The sequence below is a fragment of the Psychrobacter sp. CX14 genome (assembly GCF_057396205.2).
The window spans coordinates 1,348,918-1,368,207 of sequence record NZ_CM183187.1 but is presented as its reverse complement, the minus strand read 5'-3'; the positions used below and the strand labels follow the sequence as shown (position 1 = coordinate 1,368,207).

Sequence of the window (19,290 nt, the reverse complement as noted above, 5' to 3'; positions counted from 1 at the left end):
AATAAAACCCAAATAAAGGTTTGTTTAAATCTCGAAAGCTCTATCAATCGCATCATCTAATCGGTCAGCTGTAATCACATTAATACCCTTAAATTGCCCCATTAAATCTTTTGGGGCATTGGCTTTGGGCACAATAGCATGCTTAAAACCATGTTTCATCGCCTCTTTTAAACGCTCTTGACCGTTTGGCACAGGGCGTATTTCTCCTGAAAGCCCCACCTCACCAAAGACTGCTAAGGAGGATGGTAGCGGTTTCTCTTTAATGCTCGAAGCACAGGCCAATAACACAGCCAAATCAGAGCCTGTCTCCATCACCTTAACACCGCCAACCACGTTGACATACACATCCTGCCCACTGGTATGAATACCGCCATGACGGTGCATGACTGCAAGCAGCATCGCCAAACGCTGGGGGTCTAAGCCTAATGCCATACGTCTGGGCTGACCAGCTGAATCATCCACCAAGGCCTGCACCTCGACCAATAACGGACGTGTGCCTTCACGGCTGACCATGACCACAGAACCTGATATGGGCTTATCGTAACGACTTAAAAATATCGCTGACGGGTTCGCCACCTCTTTCAGGCCCGTATCGGTCATGCCAAAGATACCAAGCTCATTGACCGCACCAAAACGGTTTTTGACAGCACGAATCATTCTAAATCGTGAGTCAGACTGACCCTCAAAGTACAATACCGTATCGACCATATGCTCAAGCACACGAGGGCCTGCCAATGTACCCTCTTTGGTTACGTGACCGACCAAGAATAGCGCCGTACCTGTTTGTTTTGCATAACGCGTTAGCATGGCCGCTGACTCACGGATTTGACTGACGCCGCCGGGTGCTGAATTAATCGCGTCAGTATAAATCGTCTGAATAGAGTCAATGATGGCTACTGCTGGCTGCTCTTGGGTTAAAGCAGCACAAATAGTCTCAACATTGGTCTCTGTCATGACTTTTAGGTGCTCGCTTGGCAAGCCTAGACGCTGAGCACGCATAGCGACTTGTGATAAAGACTCCTCACCTGTGACGTAGAGCGCGCTACCGGACAATGACTCCGGATCTGCCATGTTTGCTGCCGTTTGCAGCAAAATGGTTGATTTACCGATACCTGGATCACCACCAATAAGTACTACCGAACCGGCTACTAAGCCGCCACCTAATACTCGATTAAACTCGCCGATACCGGTAGGCAACCGTGTATCAAAAGTGACATTTACTGAATTTAAGGTAACCACACCGCTTTGTGAGCCGGAATAGTTGGCACGATCTCCAGCCTTAACGCCGCCAGATTTTGCCCCAGCATGACTGGCTGGCATCGGTGCTTTATTCGCAGCTTTATGATGCGGCAAGCTGACATTCGGTGCTTCAACCAGCGTGTTCCATTCACCACAATCTGAGCACTGCCCTGCCCATTTACCAAAATAGGCACCACAATTTTGACAGACATAACTGGTTTTTGATTTCGCCATAATTTAGACCTTTATAGTTTGATAAATGAGCACCATTAGCCGCTTATTAAAGGGGATAACAGAAATTTTAGAGTTAAAAATAGCCGGCTTATCAGGCCAGCTATTATTAAATTGCGTATAGAGCAAGGCGGACAATTAGCACAGTGCTTGGAAATCTCGTCCCAAGTACACCTCTTTCACCAACTCGTTATTCAAGATTTCATCAGGCGTGCCGTTGGCAATAATGGCACCTTCACTCACGATATATGCGCATTCACAAATGGCAAGCGTTTCACGTACGTTGTGATCAGTAATCAATACGCCAATACCACGATGTTTTAGCGCAATAATTACATCTTTAATATCACTGACCGAAATCGGATCAACACCAGCGAACGGCTCATCTAATAAAATAAACTTAGGATCAGCCGCCAGCGCACGGGCAATCTCACAGCGGCGACGCTCACCACCTGATACACTCATACCTAACGAATGACGGACATGACCCAAGTTAAATTCAGAAATCAGTTTCTCAAGCTCACTTTTCTGCGCCGCTTTATCCAAATCTTTTCGAGTTTGCAAAATGGCCATGATATTATCTTGTACAGATAGTTTTCGGAAGATAGACGCTTCCTGCGGCAGATAGCCGATACCAGCACGTGCACGCTCATGCATGGCATATTTAGACAAGTCTTGGTCACCTAATTTAACCACGCCCTTATCCATATTCACCAGACCAACCACCATATAGAAACTGGTGGTTTTACCGGCACCGTTTGGCCCTAGCAGACCCACAACCTGACCTTGCTCAACACTAAATGACACATCCTTAACCACCCAGCGCTTACCATAGCGTTTGGCTAAGCTGCGCATGGTTAATGTGGTCGTTTGGTTGTTTGACGTAGAGACAGGTCGCGTATCTGTTACCTGGTCGGCGTTAATCTGCTGAGTGGCCATAACTTATCTTACTCCTCTACGGCTATTCGATTCACTTGGTGGGAAAATAAGCTCTACACGTTGGCTACCACCGGCTGTGGCTTCCACATCACCCACTTTTAAGCTGTAGCGAATCTCATTACCTGAGAAGCTGGCTCCGTTTTGGGTTAACTTAGCATTACCCGTTAGCGTCACGATACCGTTTTGGGCATTGTAATCAATTTTATTTGCTTGACCTTTGGCAAGGCCTTTCTCTTTGGTCACCACTTGCTGCATTGTCGCTGGACGACCCGTAGCAATGGCCGAGCGAATGCTACGATTATCGGATAGATTAACGGTAATATTATCCGCTGCAAGCTTCAACGTCCCTTGGGTAATGGTGACATTACCTGAATAAGAAGTCACCCCAGTGCGCTCACTATAAGTTGCTTTGTTTGCCAACAAACGGATGGGCTGCTGCGCATCAGACGGCAAAGCATAAGCATTAAATGAAGCCACTGCTACCATTGTGGTAACAGCCACCATTGTTACTTTTCTGGCTTGATTTAATAGAGTGTTTGCAAGGTGCTGCGCTATGGTATTAGAGCGTTGATTCACAGTGTCGTTCCTAAGATTATGGCCTAAAAATAATGTCTAATATTTTATATGATATGGTCTTTATATGGGGGTATTGCCCCGCCTATTCAATTAGGCAAAGAGCGATATAGTTTAGCATCTATCTTATTATATCGTTAGCTGCTCGCCTAACCTATCTGCGTTATGGCTTATCTATAAATTGAGTTTATAAGCTAACTGTTATTGGTTTAAAGAATGAATGATATTGCAAGATATGATCGATTTAGAATACAGGTTGGTCATTACGCGCAGGCGGCATAAAAGTGACAGCAACCTGCTCAAACTCATAATCACCTGTACTCATATCTGCCTTAAAACTTGCTGAATCAAAGCTATTTTCAGCTTGAGTCACCTCAATCGGCTTATCGCTATAGACTTTTTTGGCCTTTAAATCACCAATCAGCTCCTCAGCAACCAGCTTCATTGGCGGCTTAACATCTCCTTGTGCATCTGTCGACTGACGACTTGAGAAGAGCACATTGTTGGTCATAACCACTTTGGACTGCTCATGATATATGGTCGCTTCATCAGCATTGACCACAACATTTCTGTCAGCATTGGGGCGCCAGTTTAATGTCATACCATTCATTTTATCAGAATTCTCAGCTGCATAATGCGTTAGGTCGTCGGCAGTTAGTGAGTATTCTGCATAGCCATTTTCATTAGTTTGCACCGCTAAGATATCGGTTGCTTCATATTCGATATTGGTCTCAGAGAGGTTAATCACAGAGTCAAGCTCGCCCTGATTGCGATAGAACCAAACCGCAAACACCGTCACTAACAGCGATAAGATAAATAAGAAACGCGTATTCATTAAACCTCTTTGTCACTACAAAAAATTATTAGGTTAACTATACCACGCTGCACCATTGAGGCGCTCAGAGTTATGGTTTAGTTCACTAAATTTAGGCTATCTCGTTTACTCAGTATTTAGTCGAGGATATATTGGCTTAAATACTCATCGTATTTGCCGTGGCCTTTTAAGATTAAATCGCAGACTTCACGAACTGCCCCTTCACCGCCATCACGTGTGGTTACCATCATCACACGGCTTAAGACGTCTTGATGCGCATTAGGTACAGTAGCAGAAAACCCCACCGACTGTAGCGCTTTAATATCAGGTAAATCATCACCCATATAGGCGCAATCGGCCAACTCTATAGATAAATCGCTCAATAGCTCTTTTAATGCAGCAAGTTTATCATCTCGACCTTGCACCACATAATCAATACCCATCTCTTTGGCACGTTTATCAACCATAGCGCTTGAACGACCCGTGATGATGGCCGTCTTAACGCCCGCTGTTTTAAGCGACTTCACGCCGATGCCATCTTTGACATTAAAAGACTTGGTCTCAATACCGTTGGCATCATAAGTGATATAACCATTCGACAAGATACCATCGACATCAAGTACCAGTAATTTTACGTTGCCCGCAGCTTTAATTAAATCTTGCATTGCTTATTCCTTTTGTCTCATCTCGTCTAATAGTGTTTTAATTTTAAATACTTTATTTTGGATGTTCTTGATATTTTATAGGATGAATGAACGCTGTGACATCTTAAATATTCTGGCGAATTTCGTGATTAAAGCGAATTTCGGGATTAAACAATAAGCCCTATAAGCCTTCAGTTACAAGGTTAACTCACCCCTGCTTTTAATAAGTCGTGGATGGTGATAATTCCTTCTAGATGCTGCTTTTCGTCGACAATAAGCAGCTGATTGATCGCTTTTTCATTCATCATGGTCAAGGCATCAGAGGCACGCATGTCTTTTGACACCTGCTGAGGATTGGCCGTCATGATATCGGCCATTGGCGTTTTTAAATCTATGTGCTTCTCTAACGCGCGTCTTAAATCACCATCGGTGAATATACCGACCACCCGCGTCTTATCATCAACAATCACAGCCATACCCAAACGACCACTGGTCATCACAAACAGTGCTTTATGCAAACTGGTTTCTTTATTAACGATTGGTAACTGCAAGTCTTTTTCTGTTTGATGCATCAGGTCACTGACACGCATCAATAATTTGCGACCCAGTGCCCCTGCCGGATGCGATAACGCAAAATCTTCAGAGGTAAAATGACGGGCATGTACCAGTGCGACCGCAATCGCATCACCTAAGGCTAAGGTTGCCGTAGTACTGGAGGTTGGTGCCAACCCTAGCGGACACGCTTCTTCTGACGCGCCTAAAGTTAAGGCCACGTCCGCAGCTTTTGGTAACATGCCGCGCTTATCACGGCTGATACTAATCAAGGGGATAGACAACTGTTTGACTACTGGCAATAGGGTCTTAATCTCATCAGATTCACCCGAATTAGAAATTGCTAGCAATATGTCACCTTTTACTAGCATACCCAAATCGCCGTGGCCGGCCTCACCAGGATGCATAAAAAAGGCAGGTGAGCCCGTAGAGGCAAAGGTAGCAGCAATTTTGCGGCCAATATGACCAGATTTACCCATGCCTGTGACTACCACACGACCACGGCAATTTAAAATCAGCTCACATGCTTGAACAAAGCGCTCATCAAGTTGTTCGATTAACAACTCTAACGCGGCATGCTCCGTGCGAATGGCATCAGTGGCAAATTTTATATACTGCTCTGCTGTCGGATGTGAAAAGGGTGCTTTCATAATAAGTAGCTGATTTGATAAAGAATGGAAATGCCAGAAGTCGCTTATTTAATAGACAGATGTTAACGCCTAATCTAAAGTAAGAAAAGTCTCTCTAAGCATTTTAAAGGTTAAGTTTAGCACAGTCTACTGGACCAACGCAGTGCTTCGAATGTGAATACATGTGAGCCACTACGGAATAAACGGTTTATTGTATTTATCTTGATTCATTAAATAGACTGCATTAAAAAAACCTGCAATAAAAGCAGGTTTAAATATGAATGACACAATAAGAGTAAATAAAACCATAAACGCTAGTAAAGACTTTTATTGGTATTTGATTAGTAAATAAGCTTCATAATATTACATTACATTCAGCTTATTAGATACGACTGATCGTTGACTATTATTCGTCTTCACCAAATCCTTTAGGCGGCGTATCGTGGTTACTGTGCGTGCTTGGGCCACTTGGGTCATCAAAGCCACGTTTCTCAAAGTTGCGATCATCAAAACCGCGCTGTGGACGATTGCTACCGACACCAAAAGTACGATCAGAATCAAAACCGCGATCACCCTCAAAGCCGCGCTCTACACCAAATCCGCGCTCTTGTACAAAGCCGCCACGTTCTTGATTAAAGCCGCGATCTGCAAATCCGCCGCCACGATTGAAGCTGCTACGTTTACTTGCAAATCCGCCTGGCTCAAAGCCTACCGAACCACGATCAAAACCGCCACTTGGTGCGCTACCGAAGCCGCCTTGATAGCCGACAGGCTGTTGACCTGTGCTGCCCACAGGTGCTGTACCGCTGCTGCGTGGGTTACGTGCTGGAACAACTGTTGAGATCGCATGTTTATAAACCATTTGGCTAACAGTATTTTTAAGCAATACCACATATTGGTCAAATGATTCAATTTGCCCTTGGAGCTTAATACCGTTTACTAAAAAGATGGAAACAGGAATACGGTCTTTACGAAGCGAATTCAAAAATGGGTCTTGTAATGTTTGTCCTTTAGACATGATAGATGTCTCCTTAATTTTTTAATTTATTATAAGTGGATGACAAATAATTATAATGAGAATCTGTACACCTTAATTTATACTTGGTTGTTATTAGTAAATGGGGGCACAGTCATTAAGAGTCAAATACAGCAATGAAAATCGACTGCTCAAATCACAACATCTTACTTAAAGTTATCTTAACACCGTAACAGTTTATAGCAGTGATGACTATAGTACAGTTATATCTATTGTCTTACATTTGATAGCTATCGTATGACTATTTATACTTGTTTTTTATACTTGTTTTGCTATATGTGACTGCCTATCTACACTAGCCTGTAACAATCGGATGCAGTGCGGATGGTTAAGGCATATAAAAGACACGCCACTATAATAAATAGCATTAACCCATCATACACATTAAAGTCGACTAAAGAGATAATGCTTTGCATCATTTATAGTAGAGAATTTGTATACCGCCTTACTCGCTTCTAATGGGGACGCATCGTCTGGCTTTTCATAAGTAGAAACTAAGTTCCTAAGCCACGTATATTGGCGCTTTGCAAGCTGCCTTGTCGCATATAATGCCTTATTTTTCATATCTTGACAAGCAATAGCCTCGTCTACAGCCTCACAGTCATGTTGTTTATTGTCAGTAAAATTATCATTAAGTATAAGATTTTTTATTGCTGGATGCTGGGTTGCGATTAGATAGTCTATCACTTGACGATAACCCACGCAGCGCATGGACGGCATATCAGGCGCTAACGGGTAATCTTTAATCAGTGATAACACCTCGTCTATAAAGCCTGCTTTCCACATCATCTCTAAACGCAGCTCAATTCGCTCATGCAGCCATTTTCTGTCCGGCATAACCGCAAGACCGAGCCAATATTGATCTGGATTATCTGACAACGCCAGCTTAGGTAAATCCTGCCACTCACTTAATGGTTTATTGGTCTGTTTATATACTTCAATGGCACGTGTGATACGCTGAGTATCGCCGATGTTTAACCGAGCCGCTATATCCGGATCGACTTGCTTTAAATAATCATGTAGCGCTTCAATACCCGCTTTTTGACGCCATGCTTCTACCTGTTCACGGATAGAAAAATCAGTTTCTGGAATCGGTGATAATCCTGAAAACAGTGCCATATAATACATCATAGTGCCGCCAACCAATAACGGGATTTTGCCACGCGCATGAATCTGTTTGATAAGCGCATCCACATCGGCAACAAAGCTTGCCACACTATAACTCTGATTGGGTTCAATAATATCGACTAAATAGTGCGGAAACTGTGCTAACTCCTTTGCTGTCGGCTTAGCTGTACCAATATTCATATCTTTATAAATAAGCGCAGAATCAACAGAGATAATCTCAAAACGACCCGTTTCATACAGCTCATATGCAAGCGAGGTCTTACCACTGGCCGTAGGTGCCATCAAACAAACCACTGCATTATCGGGTAATTGTTCACTTATCTTTTTAGGATTACGCTGCTCTGCCGTCTCAATCATGCTCTATACTCTTCGTCATCTTAATCGCTATTATTTTATCTAAAACCCTAAACCTACTTACTTACCTTGCCCGAGCATCATTTTCATCATCTCTTGCAACGTCAGCTTGGCTGCTACTTTCTGCTGTATCGAAGCCTGTAAGCGAGATACGTCATCACTATCATTACACGCCATTAGCCGATGATGCATACTTTGATTTAGCCATGCCAGCCTATTTGTCTCATCACACTGCTCATAACTGCCCATTACCTGCTCCACTGATGCATTATCGTGGCCCAAGGCTTCTATCAGATGAAAATCAGTACATAACCACAGCATATCGTTTTGTTGTAATAATACCAATCGTGATGACTTATTCTGACCCCTATCGTCTTGAGTTAGATTTTCTAATAAGTCAGAATCAATATCAGTGAGCTCTAATAAATATAAGCATCGATATAAAGGCAGTGATAGCAATGCCTCACTTTGCACTGACGAGCCCCAACTCTCAGGCTCAGAAGTCTCTTTAGGTAAGGCAGAAGCTATTGCTAAGCTGTTTTGATAATTAACCAACGGCTCATTTACCAGACTTTTATTATGCTGAATAGAATCATTAGGGCTTCGGTCATAAGAACGATTATCTGGAAAGCGCTCATTAATTACAGGAACCTTGGACGCCTCAAACCTGCCAGTAAACGCTAATGTTTGAGACTGGGATTGTCGTTGCTGTAAATCTGCACCCCTGCTATTCTGACCTGTATTTTGGTTCTGACTAGGCTTAGGCTGTCGCTTTTTCCAGCTTTGCAAGGCATCACGCACGCCTACTTCTAGATGGGCCATGATATTGGCAAGGTTTTGAATCTTAATACACTGCTTTGAGGGATGTACATTTAAATTAAGCCACGCCGTCGGCAAATTAAAGAACAGTACATAGCCCAATTGCTGCCCTTCGCCTACGCTGTCTCGCATACTCTGTGCGATACGTCTGTCTTTTACCAGTCGCCCATTAATATAAATCAATTTGTAGCTACTAGGGGGATTAATAGTAGAATTCGTACTTGGTATTATGAAGCCAGAAATCGCCAAGGGCTGAGTATTTTGTGCAGACAAAGCACTTTTAGGACGTAACCCTTCTAAATCGATAAATAAGGGTTGCAGCTTATTGTCATCAAGCAAACCAGATTGAGCGTGCAAGCTTGGCAAAATAGATTGCAGCCGTGCCAATACAGATTGCATCATATGTGATTTTATTAACCCACTATCACTGCTAGTAGTACCATTAGAGTTATTACTTGAGGTCTGAGTATATAAAGCCTGCGTGTCCACAGCTTGAGACAAACCATTTGCTTTAACCGCTTCAAAATGAAAGCGTCGCTTGTCGTTATGCCATAATGTAAAGGTGATGTCACTGGCAACTAAGGCCAACTGCTTTACCACCGATTCAATATGCGCATATTCTGTCGAAATAGATTTTAAATTTCCGCGTCGTGCCGGCACATTGAAGTATAAATCCTTTACGGTCACCGTCGTGCCTTGCGGATGTACTACAGGCATTAACGCAGGCGTGTCCTCTAAAATACCTGCTACATTTAACTCACGACCCACCCCATCGCTATCAGCACTACTCTTTAAGGTTAATCGAGATACCGCCGCAGTCGCTGCTAAAGCTTCTCCCCGAAACCCAAGCGTCGCAATACCTTGTAAGTGCGCCACATCAGCAATTTTACTGGTGGCAAATCGAGTAACCGCCATCACCATATCATCCGGATGGATACCACAGCCGTCATCGGCCACTTCAATAATGCCCATACCGCCTTGGGTAATACGAATTTCTATGGTTTTGGCACCGGCATCAATGGCATTTTCAACCAACTCTTTAACCACAGAAGCCGGACGCGTGACTACCTCACCAGCTGCAAGTTGGTTAACTAGCAGCGGCGGCAGCTTTTTGATACGGTTACTGTGGCTCGGTTGTACGATAGCGCTGTCTTGGCTAACAGAGTGAACGGAATTACTGGGTAATGTCATTAAAGAGGTCAACGATTGATGTGAATAAATTTATTTTGGCTAACAGTCTGATGCTTCTAGAAACTAATTTGAATAAATAAGCCTAAACGATCGCTTAATCGAATCTAGGCGCATCAAAGCGTATACTATCTGCATAAGTTACAGTGACTTCTCTCACTTCTTGCTCGTTCTGCTTGGTTACCGCAATATTAAGAGTCATAACTGGCTGCGGCAAATACTCTTCAGCACGGCTTGCCCATTCAATAATAACCAGTGCCCGCTCATCCTCCAGATACTCTTCGAAGCCAATAAAGGAGAGCTCCTCAGGATCTTGCAGACGATATAAGTCAGCATGATAAACGCGCTTAATATTAGACTGAGTAGACGTCGCTAACTCATAAGGCTCAACCAAGGTATAGGTCGGGCTTTTTACCGCGCCCTCATGCCCAAGCGCTCTAAGCCAATAACGGGTTAACGTCGTTTTACCGGCACCCAAATCACCAGATAGCCAGACACTACCTGTGATATTAGCCTTAGCCAATTGCTGTGCCAAACGCTGCGTGTCCTGTTCAGACTTTAAAGTATGGGTGACTGTTTGTTCTGTCATAGTTATTATCTGCCATGATTGCTATTTAACTTGTAAGGTCACTTCAGGGTTTATAAATGGCTCGCCTGCTATCAGCTTGTCATACATTTTAGGGTCGCTCCATTCTTGCTTGACCTGATCACTAAACTCAAAGTCTTCAAGCGTTAACACACCCATGTGCGCATTGCTAACATCTTCAGCGAAACATTGCGCATAACCTGTCGCGGTTTCATGCGCAATCACAGAATAAACGCTTACTCCTGCTTCACCATTGGCCATTTTGGTTTGGTTTAAAATACTTTGTGCCCAAAAGAAAATCACACGCGAGAATTGTTCAGCAGAGGGTGATACTGGCAGACTAATCCAGCGCGCACTAAACTGCTTACACATGGAAATATACTCAGGGTCATCTTTGTTCCAAAAGCATATCGCATGGTCAAAGCTGTCGATAATATCTTTAATAGACGACTTTAATAGCCCAAAATCATAGACCATCTGACCATTGTCTAATCTGTCCGCTTGCAAAATAAGCTCAATCTGATAGCTGTGTCCATGTATTGAGCGCTTGCATCTGTCAGAACTACAATTACGCACAATATGAGCGTTCTCAAATTTAAATAATTTACGTATTCGCATATCAACTCTCGTTAAAACCGATGACTGTTTTAGATGTTATAGGATTTACACAAGTAATAGCACTCAACATTAAATAGATGACTGAATATTATTTGTTAAGCGTCTGGCTCTACCTTTTATACTGCTCGAATAAATGATATTCAGTCACTACTCACTTGCGTAAGCCTTATTCTAGTTATATCTGTATTGGTATTTTATTAAAAGTAATATATCAGCCTTTACTAATATACCTAGTTTAACATCATAGTTAAAAAACAAAATGGATAACACTTGTAAGTGTTACCCATTATTTCTAAAGGCTGCCTAATCCCAGAAAGCAGTTATCTCATATTTAGCTTTTTGGTTCCAAATCAATCGCTACCGAGTTAATGCAGTAACGTAAACCACTGGTTTCTCTCGGCCCATCTGGGAATACATGACCCAAATGCCCACCACAGTTGCTACAGGTTACTTCTACGCGGCGCATGCCATGCGAGGTATCTAGGTGCTCATCCACTGCACTCTCATCAAGTGTGGCATCGAAGCTGGGCCAACCACAACCTGCATCAAATTTATTACTTGAATCAAATAATTTAGCACCGCAGCCTTTGCAGCGGTAGACCCCTTGCTCGCTCATATTATTATGAATACCAGTAAAAGGGCGCTCTGTCCCCTTTTCACGCAGCACTCGATACTCTTCATCGCTCAAGCGTGCCCGCCAATCCGCATCTGTTAATTGTGCGATCTCTTCTTTGGTCAACTGTGAATCTTTCATAACTTGTCCTTAATTACTTTAGTACATCTGACTCTTATTATGTGGGCGCGTACTGCTTTGTTCAAATTGATTTATCTGAACAGCACCTTATTTCTATCTTATAGGCACTTATATAGACTGTCATAAATAAACCGTTACACAATCATAATAAAAAATAAGGATGCTCAACAGCGTTAGATAATTAACATTGAATAGAAATGCAAGTATATCTTGCAAAAGTGGCTATTGATAATAATATTAGAATGCAATAATATCTTGCATTAAGAGATTTATTTACATTGGTTCATCACAATATAGCGAAGAAATGAAATAAAAATAAAAGGACGCAGGCATGAATGAGCAGTCGGATTACAAAGCCCAAGGCAAACGCCTAAATAAACTGCGTAAAGCCAAAGGGCTAACAGCGGAGCAATTAGCGCAATTAATGACAGAATCGGGCTCTAAAGTCAGCCGCGGCGCTATCTCTAATTGGGAGCGTGGTATTAACGGCATCGTCTCCTCTAAATTGCCTGCGCTCGCCACCATATTGGGCTGCTCAGAAGGTTATTTATTACGTGGGGAATCTGATACCGATAACAATCAACAAGCAAACTCCACTGATAATAATCCAAATGAGACCGCTAATAGCAACCATAGTAGTAATGCCTCAAAATCATCTACACCAATCCCCTCTTCAACCTCTAGCACGAGCGAGTCAACCATGACAAATTCAAAGCGTAGCAATATTCAGCAGCCTTTAAGAAAATCTGAAAAACTTCAAAACGTCTGTTATGACATTCGTGGCCCTTTGTTAAAAACAGCCATGCAAATGGAATCACAAGGTCAGCGTATCTTAAAGCTAAACGTCGGCAACCCTGCCCCGTTCAACCTAGATGCGCCGCATGAGATTCTGCAGGATGTTGCGCTAAATTTGCATAACTCGACCGGTTATTCTGACTCACAAGGTATCTTCTCAGCGCGAAAAGCAGTATTGCAATATTATCAATCAAAAGGATTGCTATCTGCTGTCGATGTGCGTGATGTTTACCTTGGCAATGGAGTCTCTGAGCTGATTGTCATGACCATGCAAGCGCTGATGAATGATGGTGATGAGGTCTTAATCCCGATGCCAGATTATCCATTATGGACAGCAGCGGCTAACTTAGCAGGCGGTACAGCCGTTCATTATCGTTGTAATGAGGATAATAACTGGCAGCCAGATATTGAAGACATCCGCTCAAAAATCACTGACAAAACCCGCGGTATTGTGGTAATTAACCCTAATAACCCAACCGGTGCGCTTTATTCTAATAACATCCTATTAGAGATTATCGAATTGGCGCGCGAACATAATCTAGTGCTCATGGCGGATGAGATTTACGATCGAATTTTATATGATGATGCGGTACACACGCCGCTATGTACGCTTGCACAAGATGTATTTATTTTGACCTATAACGGTTTGTCTAAATCACATCGTATTGCCGGATTCCGTGCCGGTTGGTTGATGTTATCAGGCAACAAAGACTACGCCAGCGACTTTATCGAGGGCTTGGACATGCTAGCCTCAATGCGTCTGTGCGCCAACGTGCCAGCTCAACACGCTATCCAGACTTCGATGGGCGGCTACCAAAGTATGCTCGACTTGACCGCAGAATCAGGGCGCTTATATAAACAACGTCAACTGGCTGTTGAGCGATTAAATGCTATCCCAGGCATTTCTTGCACCATGCCGCAAGGGGCGTTCTACTGCTTCCCGAAAATAGACCGCACTATCTACCCAATTGAAGATGATATGCAGTTTATGATGGATTTACTCATCGAAGAAAAAGTATTGATGGTACAAGGTACTGGCTTTAACTGGGATGCGCCCGATCACTTCCGTGTGGTCTTCCTACCTAACTTATTAGACTTAGAAGATGCAATGGATAGATTAGACAGATTCTTTGCCAATAAACGTCGTGAGTATGCCCCCTGTTAAGGCATCATTACCTTTGGCAGCACTGACTGCTGCTCCTAAAAGTGCATGGGCGAGTAGATGCTTTATTAGCTTTTATGGCTAACCTTATTTAGATGTAAAAAAGTTGGGGTATTCTCGACATTATATAAATTCAAGGGAATACCCTTCTTCTTTTAGTTTTTCTAACTCTTTTTTAACATTCAAACGTAATTTTTTTTCATCAAACTCATAATCATCTCTATCAGACTCAGGATTATAAAGATCTGCCATTAGAAATATTGTTGAGTTAACCTGACTTAACATCCCTGTATCCTGTGAGGCTAACTCTAAATCCCTTTCAATTTTCCAAAGTTCCATATACGCATCTGCAAATATATCAGCAGTTAGTCTTTCATTTACAAAAGATTCAGCAAACTTAGATAAAACTATACTCATCTTAACACTCCATTTTTCATATAATTTTGATATTGTGACGAATTCGTTTGTAACTTAAAGCCAGTTAAGAACTTTCCTGATTTATCTACCACAACTGCATTATTTGTCACTTTATTATAATAAACTTTGGTGTAATGGACAAAATTCAGGCTAAAAACGAGCGGTTAGTCTCTAATGGACAAAATTCAGGCTAACCTGCAGAGTATGTCATTAAAAAGTTGTTAATAAACTTAAGCTTACGTTGTTTATTGAGCCCATTATGACTGCTTAATTGGCGTTTTAACTCGCTAAACAAACCTTCTAGAGAATTAGTTGTATTTGGAATGTTTAAGTCATCTAATTCTCTATAAGTGAATAACCAATCACTATTTACTCGCAAGCTTCTATAGGCACTTCTAAGACGCTTATGGGTGTACCAAGTCTTACCAGTATCTATATTGGTACTACGTTCATTTAAGTAGTCCTCATGAGTTAAATACCATCTATCCAAGTCCTGAATGAACGTTGTCTTATCATAATCCTTTATATTTAAAGCTAGCTGTCTAAGTGCAATACTTGCGATATTTTGAGGCCTACGAGTTAAGTATCGAGTGATGATCTGTAGCTGATGAAACTGGCACATTTGTATCGGTATATCTTTAAACAAAGCATTAAGACCTCGTCTTCCATCGCAAGTAATGCTAGTGATATCAATGCCTTGTGATTTTATATGCTCTATTCCCAGTTTATACAGAGCGTTGGTCTCATAGTGAATAATACGGTGGTGTAATACCGCTTTGCTTGTATAGTCGAGAAATACCATTAAGCCAAATGTTCTACCAAAGTAGGTCGTGTCCATCACTATGTTGGCACGAGTAGGTAGCTTATTAAGTGACTTTATCTCAATAGTATCTAGTCGCCTTTGTATGGTCTTTATGCTACAGCCATACTTATGAGCAAGTTGTTTATAAGTCTGTTTACCTTGAGTATATTCTTGCCACAAAGTTGTATTATTGAGCCGCCTGCCACCTAAAAACTGCCGATTACAAACAAGGCATTTGTACTGCTGTTTCCCTGATTTATAACCATTCTTTTTCGTGTGTTTTTCACCACAAAAAGGGCAGTTTTTTGATTCATGGCTTTCAATCCTTGCAAATACTTATAGTATATAGCTTTAAAGGGGGTCTCAGCCTGAATTTTGTCCATTACACCTAAACTTTTGAACCTTCTTTATAACGGAAATACCCCCAAATTTAAAACACTAAATAAGTAGAACTAAGCTGCCATATAAAGTTTCTGAATCGGCGTAAATCCACCATTACCCATATTGGGTCTCTCGTTATTATAGTGATTGAGCCAAGTTTGGGCTTGCTGTCTCACTTGAACTAAACTTTCAAATAACTCCTGATTAAGCCAATCATAACGTACTGTTTTATTAAACCGCTCGACATAGGCGTTTTGCTGAGGATTACCAGGCTCAATATATTCAATAACGATACCTTGCTTAGTTGCCCAGTCCTTTAAGTCATTACTGATATACTCAGGACCATTATCACACCTAATTTGATTAGGCTTACCACGGCACTCTATGAGCTGATTTAAACTGCGTATCACTCTTTGAGCAGGTAGTGAGAAGTCGACCTCTATGGTTAATGCTTCACGATTAAAGTCATCAATGACGTTAAAGAGTCTAATAGCTCTACCATCGGTTAAGGCATCGTGTATAAAGTCCATACTCCAGCTTTGATTGATGCAAGTGGGCACAACAAGCTTTTTTGGTTTGTCTCGTTTAATACGACGTTTAGGCTTTATTCTCAGGTTTAATTCAAGCTCACGGTAGATACGATAAACTCGCTTATAGTTGTAAGGTAACCCCAATACATTTCTTAAGTATAAAAAGCATAGTTTAAAGCCCCAGTTTTTATGACGGTTTGTTAAATCAATCAACAACTTGGCTATCTGCTCATTCTCATCCGCTGTCTTTGGCTGATAGTAATAGCAGGTTATGCTGATGTTAAAGATCAGACAGGCCAAGCGTACGCTAATGGCTCTGGCTTTGATGTAATGCTGAGCAAGCTCTTTGAGCCTAGAAGGCGCTACCACTTTTTTGACATGGCATCCTTCAAGATGTCTGATTTTAGACGCTCTTCGGCGTACATCTTTTTCAGGCGAGCGTTTTCAGCCTCTAATTCTTTAAGACGGGTAATCAGTGAGGCATCCATACCACCGTATTTGCTCGAACTTCGCTATCGCTCCGCCTTGCGTCACTAAAACAGTCTCCCAGACTGTTTCTTAACGTTCCTCATTATAAAAGTACTTTGGCTTATATTGTGTTCACGCAGTATGTCACTGACAGGTACGCCTTGTTCTGCCTGTTTGAGTATATTAACGATCTGAGTGTCGGTAAATCTTGATTTTTTCATGTCGAAATCTCCTGCTGGTATTTTAGCAGTTAGTTTCTACTTTTACGTGTTATTATTTTTTGGGGTGATTACCGTTGTACCACTGGCTATAGCGCCATCAATACTTCCTGTTGCAATAGCAACTACTAAACTATGCAGAGCAACTCTGTAAATACCGTCATCTGCCCATTTATCAGCTTCTTCGAATTTACCTTGCGTTAAAAGCTCAATTTGCTTTTCTTGAGCAAAATCCCCAACCGCCCTTGGTGCTTCTGTGCCAAAAGCCCTCGTTATATCAACCTGAGCACCAAGCTCTTCATTGACGGTACTGGCATCAAAACTATTAACCAATACCTCATTTAAGCTGTCTTTGGTAGCAGTGGTCACATCAGCCTGCCCTGCCATACCTGTGACCGCGGCTTTAGTGATACTGCTTTGACTATCTCTATCTGTGCCATAGCCAATGCCGTTTAGGTTGGCTTCAGGGTTGGTATCTTTAGCTTTACCGATGCTAATACCAGCAGCTATGGCTTTACCGTCATAATTGCTGTGGTTTTGGATATCTGAGGTTTCTATGCCTTGAGCAAAGACAGTTTGGTTATCTTCAATGGTGGCTGTGGTTAAGGCAGCGCCATTGAATCTGCCTTTGCCGCCAACCTTTAAGTCTGCTTTCTGGGTATAAATAACCGTTTGTTCAGTGACGGCGGCATAGTTGGCATCAAGGTTAGTCTTGCCACCGTTAATGGATAGGCTGTTAGCTTGAGCATTACCTGAGAGGTCTATATCAGCACTAAAGCCTGCATTGTTTTGTTTGCTATCATACTGGTAAGTGTCTTGTAGACTCTCTGCGTTTAGATCACCAGCCACTTGCCCTGTGAGTGTGTCTGTAGTGAGTACACCGCCTTTGATATTGACATCATTGCCGATATCTAATGTTGTGGTGCCGCCCACATTAATATGGCTGTTTGCATAAGTGGTTGCGTCACTGTTGGCATGGCCTTTAGTACCACTGGCGTTAAGGGTGATACCTGCGCTTGCACCTTTGCCTGGGTTGGTAGCGGCATAAGCCCCTATTCCAAAGCTTGAGCTTTTGTTGGTGCTGCGGGTTTGCTCGTTTTGCGCCACGCCGTTTATATTAAAGTCGTTGTCTGTTTTAAATAGGGCATTATTAGCGACGCTGATGTCACTGGCATTGATGTTGATATTGCTATCTTTACCACCGCCTGTGGCAATAATGGCAAGGTTGTTCGCCGCTTGAATAGTTGAAGCTTGGCTTTGCTCACTATAGCTTTGTGAGTTGGATTGCGACTTGGTTGAGCCTATGGTGGCTTGTATGCGGGTTGAGCCTACATCTTTTAGGTTGCCAGCTTTTACAGCTTCTAAAGCTGCGCCGCCTTGTTCAGCTAATCCTTTGACTTTTAGTCCTGCACTGATAGCTGCTAAGCCTTTCATACGAGGGCTGCTGGTATTGCCTGCGGCATTGATGAGGTTGTCTATATTTTGGGCGCTATCGATAAGCGAGTTTGATACAGAGACGGTTAAGCCGCTTTGTTTAAATCTTTGCTGATTTTGGTTGGTGTAGACATCCATTTCGTTGTCAATATCAACCGCTTTGGCTTGATAGACAATGTTGCCACGCTCTGTATCGCTACTGTCAACAGACTGACGATCGCCTATTCCTGCAATGACGTTACTGCCTGTTTGCTGGATATGGTTGCTAGCTTCTATGCTGACGTTACCGTCTATCGCGCCGATATTGCTGCCAGTATGGGTCAGTGCGCTTTGGGTGTTGTCATTTTCTGTTTTTTGCTTACCTATGGTTAGGCTAAGTCCCCCTGAGCTAAACACACCTGATTTTTTGGTGCTGCTCTCACTACTTTTACTTGAGGTGTTTTGTGCCGCTAAAATGTTGGCATTATTACCCGCTTTTATAGAGGTACCGGTATCACTGACAGCATTGGTGGCCGTCAGGTTTACGTTGTTACCTGCATCAAAGATGACTTTGTTACCTTCAATGCTATTGCTGATGGCGGTGTCACTTTGGCTGTCAAATCGGTTTTGGGTGGTGGTTTTGCTAAGCAGGCCTTTGTCAGTGATTTTAATGCCAGTAGATAGGTTTTTGGTGTGACGTCCTTCGGTTAGAGTGATGTCATTACCGGCTTTTAGACCGACTGTGCCATTATCTGAGCTGATAGTGACAGCTTTTCCTGTGATGTCGCCACCTGAGAGGATGGTAACATCGCCTGTGCCTGTGATACGGCTACCGATATCACGGGTTTCACCTTGTTTATAGTAGTTGTTGGCATCCCCAATGGCATTGGTTTGATAGCCTGTGTTCACGGCATTAAGCTTGGTATCGCCTTTGGTGTTGATTCGGGTACTGCCGCCTTGGTTGTCAAGCACTCCTGCATCAAAGGTGGTGTTACCGCCG

At 42.6% G+C, this 19,290-nt stretch carries 16 protein-coding genes and 1 pseudogene; 1 reads left to right on the top strand and 16 read right to left on the bottom strand.

Translation table 11 applies throughout. From position 1 onward, the window contains the following. Positions 1 to 24 precede the first annotated feature (24 nt). The 12 genes from radA to msrB all read right to left on the bottom strand — a co-directional run bounded on the left by radA (position 25) and on the right by msrB (position 12,104). Positions 25 to 1,473 (bottom strand): DNA repair protein RadA, encoded by a 1,449-nt coding sequence (gene radA / locus AC2SLO_RS05655; RefSeq protein WP_486540912.1) that lies wholly within the window; start codon positions 1,471 to 1,473, stop codon positions 25 to 27. 135 nt (positions 1,474 to 1,608) lie between these two features. Next, positions 1,609 to 2,325 (bottom strand): LPS export ABC transporter ATP-binding protein, encoded by a 717-nt coding sequence (lptB, locus tag AC2SLO_RS05650; protein ID WP_486540951.1) that lies wholly within the window; start codon positions 2,323 to 2,325, stop codon positions 1,609 to 1,611. An 87-nt stretch (positions 2,326 to 2,412) separates the two neighbouring features. Next, positions 2,413 to 2,913, bottom strand: coding sequence for a lipopolysaccharide transport periplasmic protein LptA (gene lptA, locus AC2SLO_RS05645; RefSeq protein ID WP_486540953.1), 501 nt, complete (start codon positions 2,911 to 2,913; stop codon positions 2,413 to 2,415). A gap of 313 nt (positions 2,914 to 3,226) precedes the next feature. Further along, positions 3,227 to 3,817, bottom strand: a complete 591-nt coding sequence (lptC, locus tag AC2SLO_RS05640) for an LPS export ABC transporter periplasmic protein LptC (RefSeq protein ID WP_486540914.1) — start codon at positions 3,815 to 3,817, stop codon at positions 3,227 to 3,229. A 116-nt stretch (positions 3,818 to 3,933) separates the two neighbouring features. Further along, complete coding sequence (locus AC2SLO_RS05635; RefSeq protein ID WP_486540916.1) at positions 3,934 to 4,461, bottom strand: KdsC family phosphatase; 528 nt, start codon at positions 4,459 to 4,461, stop codon at positions 3,934 to 3,936. A gap of 182 nt (positions 4,462 to 4,643) precedes the next feature. Continuing rightward, positions 4,644 to 5,642 (bottom strand): KpsF/GutQ family sugar-phosphate isomerase, encoded by a 999-nt coding sequence (locus AC2SLO_RS05630; protein WP_486540918.1) that lies wholly within the window; start codon positions 5,640 to 5,642, stop codon positions 4,644 to 4,646. Positions 5,643 to 6,027: 385 nt separating this feature from the next. Further along, positions 6,028 to 6,639 carry an RNA chaperone Hfq gene (gene hfq, locus AC2SLO_RS05625; RefSeq protein WP_486540920.1) on the bottom strand — a complete coding sequence of 204 codons (612 nt, stop codon included), beginning with the start codon at positions 6,637 to 6,639 and terminating at the stop codon, positions 6,028 to 6,030. Between the two features lie 402 nt (positions 6,640 to 7,041). Then, complete coding sequence (gene miaA, locus AC2SLO_RS05620) at positions 7,042 to 8,142, bottom strand: tRNA (adenosine(37)-N6)-dimethylallyltransferase MiaA (protein WP_486540922.1); 1,101 nt, start codon at positions 8,140 to 8,142, stop codon at positions 7,042 to 7,044. A 57-nt stretch (positions 8,143 to 8,199) separates the two neighbouring features. Continuing rightward, complete coding sequence (mutL, locus tag AC2SLO_RS05615) at positions 8,200 to 10,149, bottom strand: DNA mismatch repair endonuclease MutL (protein WP_486540924.1); 1,950 nt, start codon at positions 10,147 to 10,149, stop codon at positions 8,200 to 8,202. 94 nt (positions 10,150 to 10,243) lie between these two features. Further along, entirely contained in the window at positions 10,244 to 10,735 is a 492-nt protein-coding gene (gene tsaE, locus AC2SLO_RS05610; protein WP_486540926.1) for a tRNA (adenosine(37)-N6)-threonylcarbamoyltransferase complex ATPase subunit type 1 TsaE, read from the bottom strand. A gap of 21 nt (positions 10,736 to 10,756) precedes the next feature. Continuing rightward, positions 10,757 to 11,350 (bottom strand): 6-pyruvoyl trahydropterin synthase family protein, encoded by a 594-nt coding sequence (locus tag AC2SLO_RS05605; RefSeq protein ID WP_486540928.1) that lies wholly within the window; start codon positions 11,348 to 11,350, stop codon positions 10,757 to 10,759. Between the two features lie 331 nt (positions 11,351 to 11,681). Then, the gene (gene msrB, locus AC2SLO_RS05600; protein WP_486540930.1) at positions 11,682 to 12,104 is read right to left on the bottom strand and encodes a peptide-methionine (R)-S-oxide reductase MsrB; all 423 of its coding nucleotides are present in this window, start codon (positions 12,102 to 12,104) and stop codon (positions 11,682 to 11,684) included. Between the two features lie 331 nt (positions 12,105 to 12,435). Between msrB and AC2SLO_RS05595 the strand changes: the two genes are divergently transcribed. Continuing rightward, positions 12,436 to 14,064: an aminotransferase class I/II-fold pyridoxal phosphate-dependent enzyme gene (locus AC2SLO_RS05595; protein WP_486540932.1), complete on the top strand. Its 1,629-nt coding sequence runs from the start codon at positions 12,436 to 12,438 to the stop codon at positions 14,062 to 14,064. 120 nt (positions 14,065 to 14,184) lie between these two features. On the opposite strand, the gene AC2SLO_RS05590 is transcribed toward AC2SLO_RS05595, so the two are convergent. The 4 genes and pseudogenes from AC2SLO_RS05590 to AC2SLO_RS05575 form a co-directional block, all read right to left on the bottom strand. Continuing rightward, complete coding sequence (locus tag AC2SLO_RS05590; RefSeq protein WP_486540934.1) at positions 14,185 to 14,478, bottom strand: colicin immunity domain-containing protein; 294 nt, start codon at positions 14,476 to 14,478, stop codon at positions 14,185 to 14,187. Between the two features lie 190 nt (positions 14,479 to 14,668). Then, positions 14,669 to 15,604: an IS256 family transposase, variant Zn-binding type gene (locus AC2SLO_RS05585; protein ID WP_495637094.1), complete on the bottom strand. Its 936-nt coding sequence runs from the start codon at positions 15,602 to 15,604 to the stop codon at positions 14,669 to 14,671. A 128-nt stretch (positions 15,605 to 15,732) separates the two neighbouring features. Beyond that, a pseudogene (locus tag AC2SLO_RS05580) lies at positions 15,733 to 16,880 on the bottom strand (IS3 family transposase). Between the two features lie 42 nt (positions 16,881 to 16,922). Beyond that, positions 16,923 to 19,262 carry a hemagglutinin repeat-containing protein gene (locus AC2SLO_RS05575; RefSeq protein WP_486543103.1) on the bottom strand — a complete coding sequence of 780 codons (2,340 nt, stop codon included), beginning with the start codon at positions 19,260 to 19,262 and terminating at the stop codon, positions 16,923 to 16,925. Positions 19,263 to 19,290 lie beyond the last annotated feature (28 nt).

Excerpts from the sequence above, each read along its gene's own strand:
- AC2SLO_RS05595 (WP_486540932.1), top strand. The coding sequence starts at position 12,436 with ATGAATGAGCAGTCGGATTACAAAGCCCAAGGCAAACGCCTAAATAAA.
- radA (WP_486540912.1), bottom strand. The coding sequence starts at position 1,473 with ATGGCGAAATCAAAAACCAGTTATGTCTGTCAAAATTGTGGTGCCTAT.
- lptB (WP_486540951.1), bottom strand. The coding sequence starts at position 2,325 with ATGCGCAGCTTAGCCAAACGCTATGGTAAGCGCTGGGTGGTTAAGGAT.
- lptC (WP_486540914.1), bottom strand. The coding sequence starts at position 3,817 with ATGAATACGCGTTTCTTATTTATCTTATCGCTGTTAGTGACGGTGTTT.
- tsaE (WP_486540926.1), bottom strand. The coding sequence starts at position 10,735 with ATGACAGAACAAACAGTCACCCATACTTTAAAGTCTGAACAGGACACG.
- mutL (WP_486540924.1), bottom strand. The coding sequence starts at position 10,149 with ATGACATTACCCAGTAATTCCGTTCACTCTGTTAGCCAAGACAGCGCT.
- msrB (WP_486540930.1), bottom strand. The coding sequence starts at position 12,104 with ATGAAAGATTCACAGTTGACCAAAGAAGAGATCGCACAATTAACAGAT.
- hfq (WP_486540920.1), bottom strand. The coding sequence starts at position 6,639 with ATGTCTAAAGGACAAACATTACAAGACCCATTTTTGAATTCGCTTCGT.
- AC2SLO_RS05630 (WP_486540918.1), bottom strand. The coding sequence starts at position 5,642 with ATGAAAGCACCCTTTTCACATCCGACAGCAGAGCAGTATATAAAATTT.
- AC2SLO_RS05635 (WP_486540916.1), bottom strand. The coding sequence starts at position 4,461 with ATGCAAGATTTAATTAAAGCTGCGGGCAACGTAAAATTACTGGTACTT.
- AC2SLO_RS05605 (WP_486540928.1), bottom strand. The coding sequence starts at position 11,350 with ATGCGAATACGTAAATTATTTAAATTTGAGAACGCTCATATTGTGCGT.
- lptA (WP_486540953.1), bottom strand. The coding sequence starts at position 2,913 with ATGGTGGCTGTTACCACAATGGTAGCAGTGGCTTCATTTAATGCTTAT.
- miaA (WP_486540922.1), bottom strand. The coding sequence starts at position 8,142 with ATGATTGAGACGGCAGAGCAGCGTAATCCTAAAAAGATAAGTGAACAA.
- AC2SLO_RS05590 (WP_486540934.1), bottom strand. The coding sequence starts at position 14,478 with ATGAGTATAGTTTTATCTAAGTTTGCTGAATCTTTTGTAAATGAAAGA.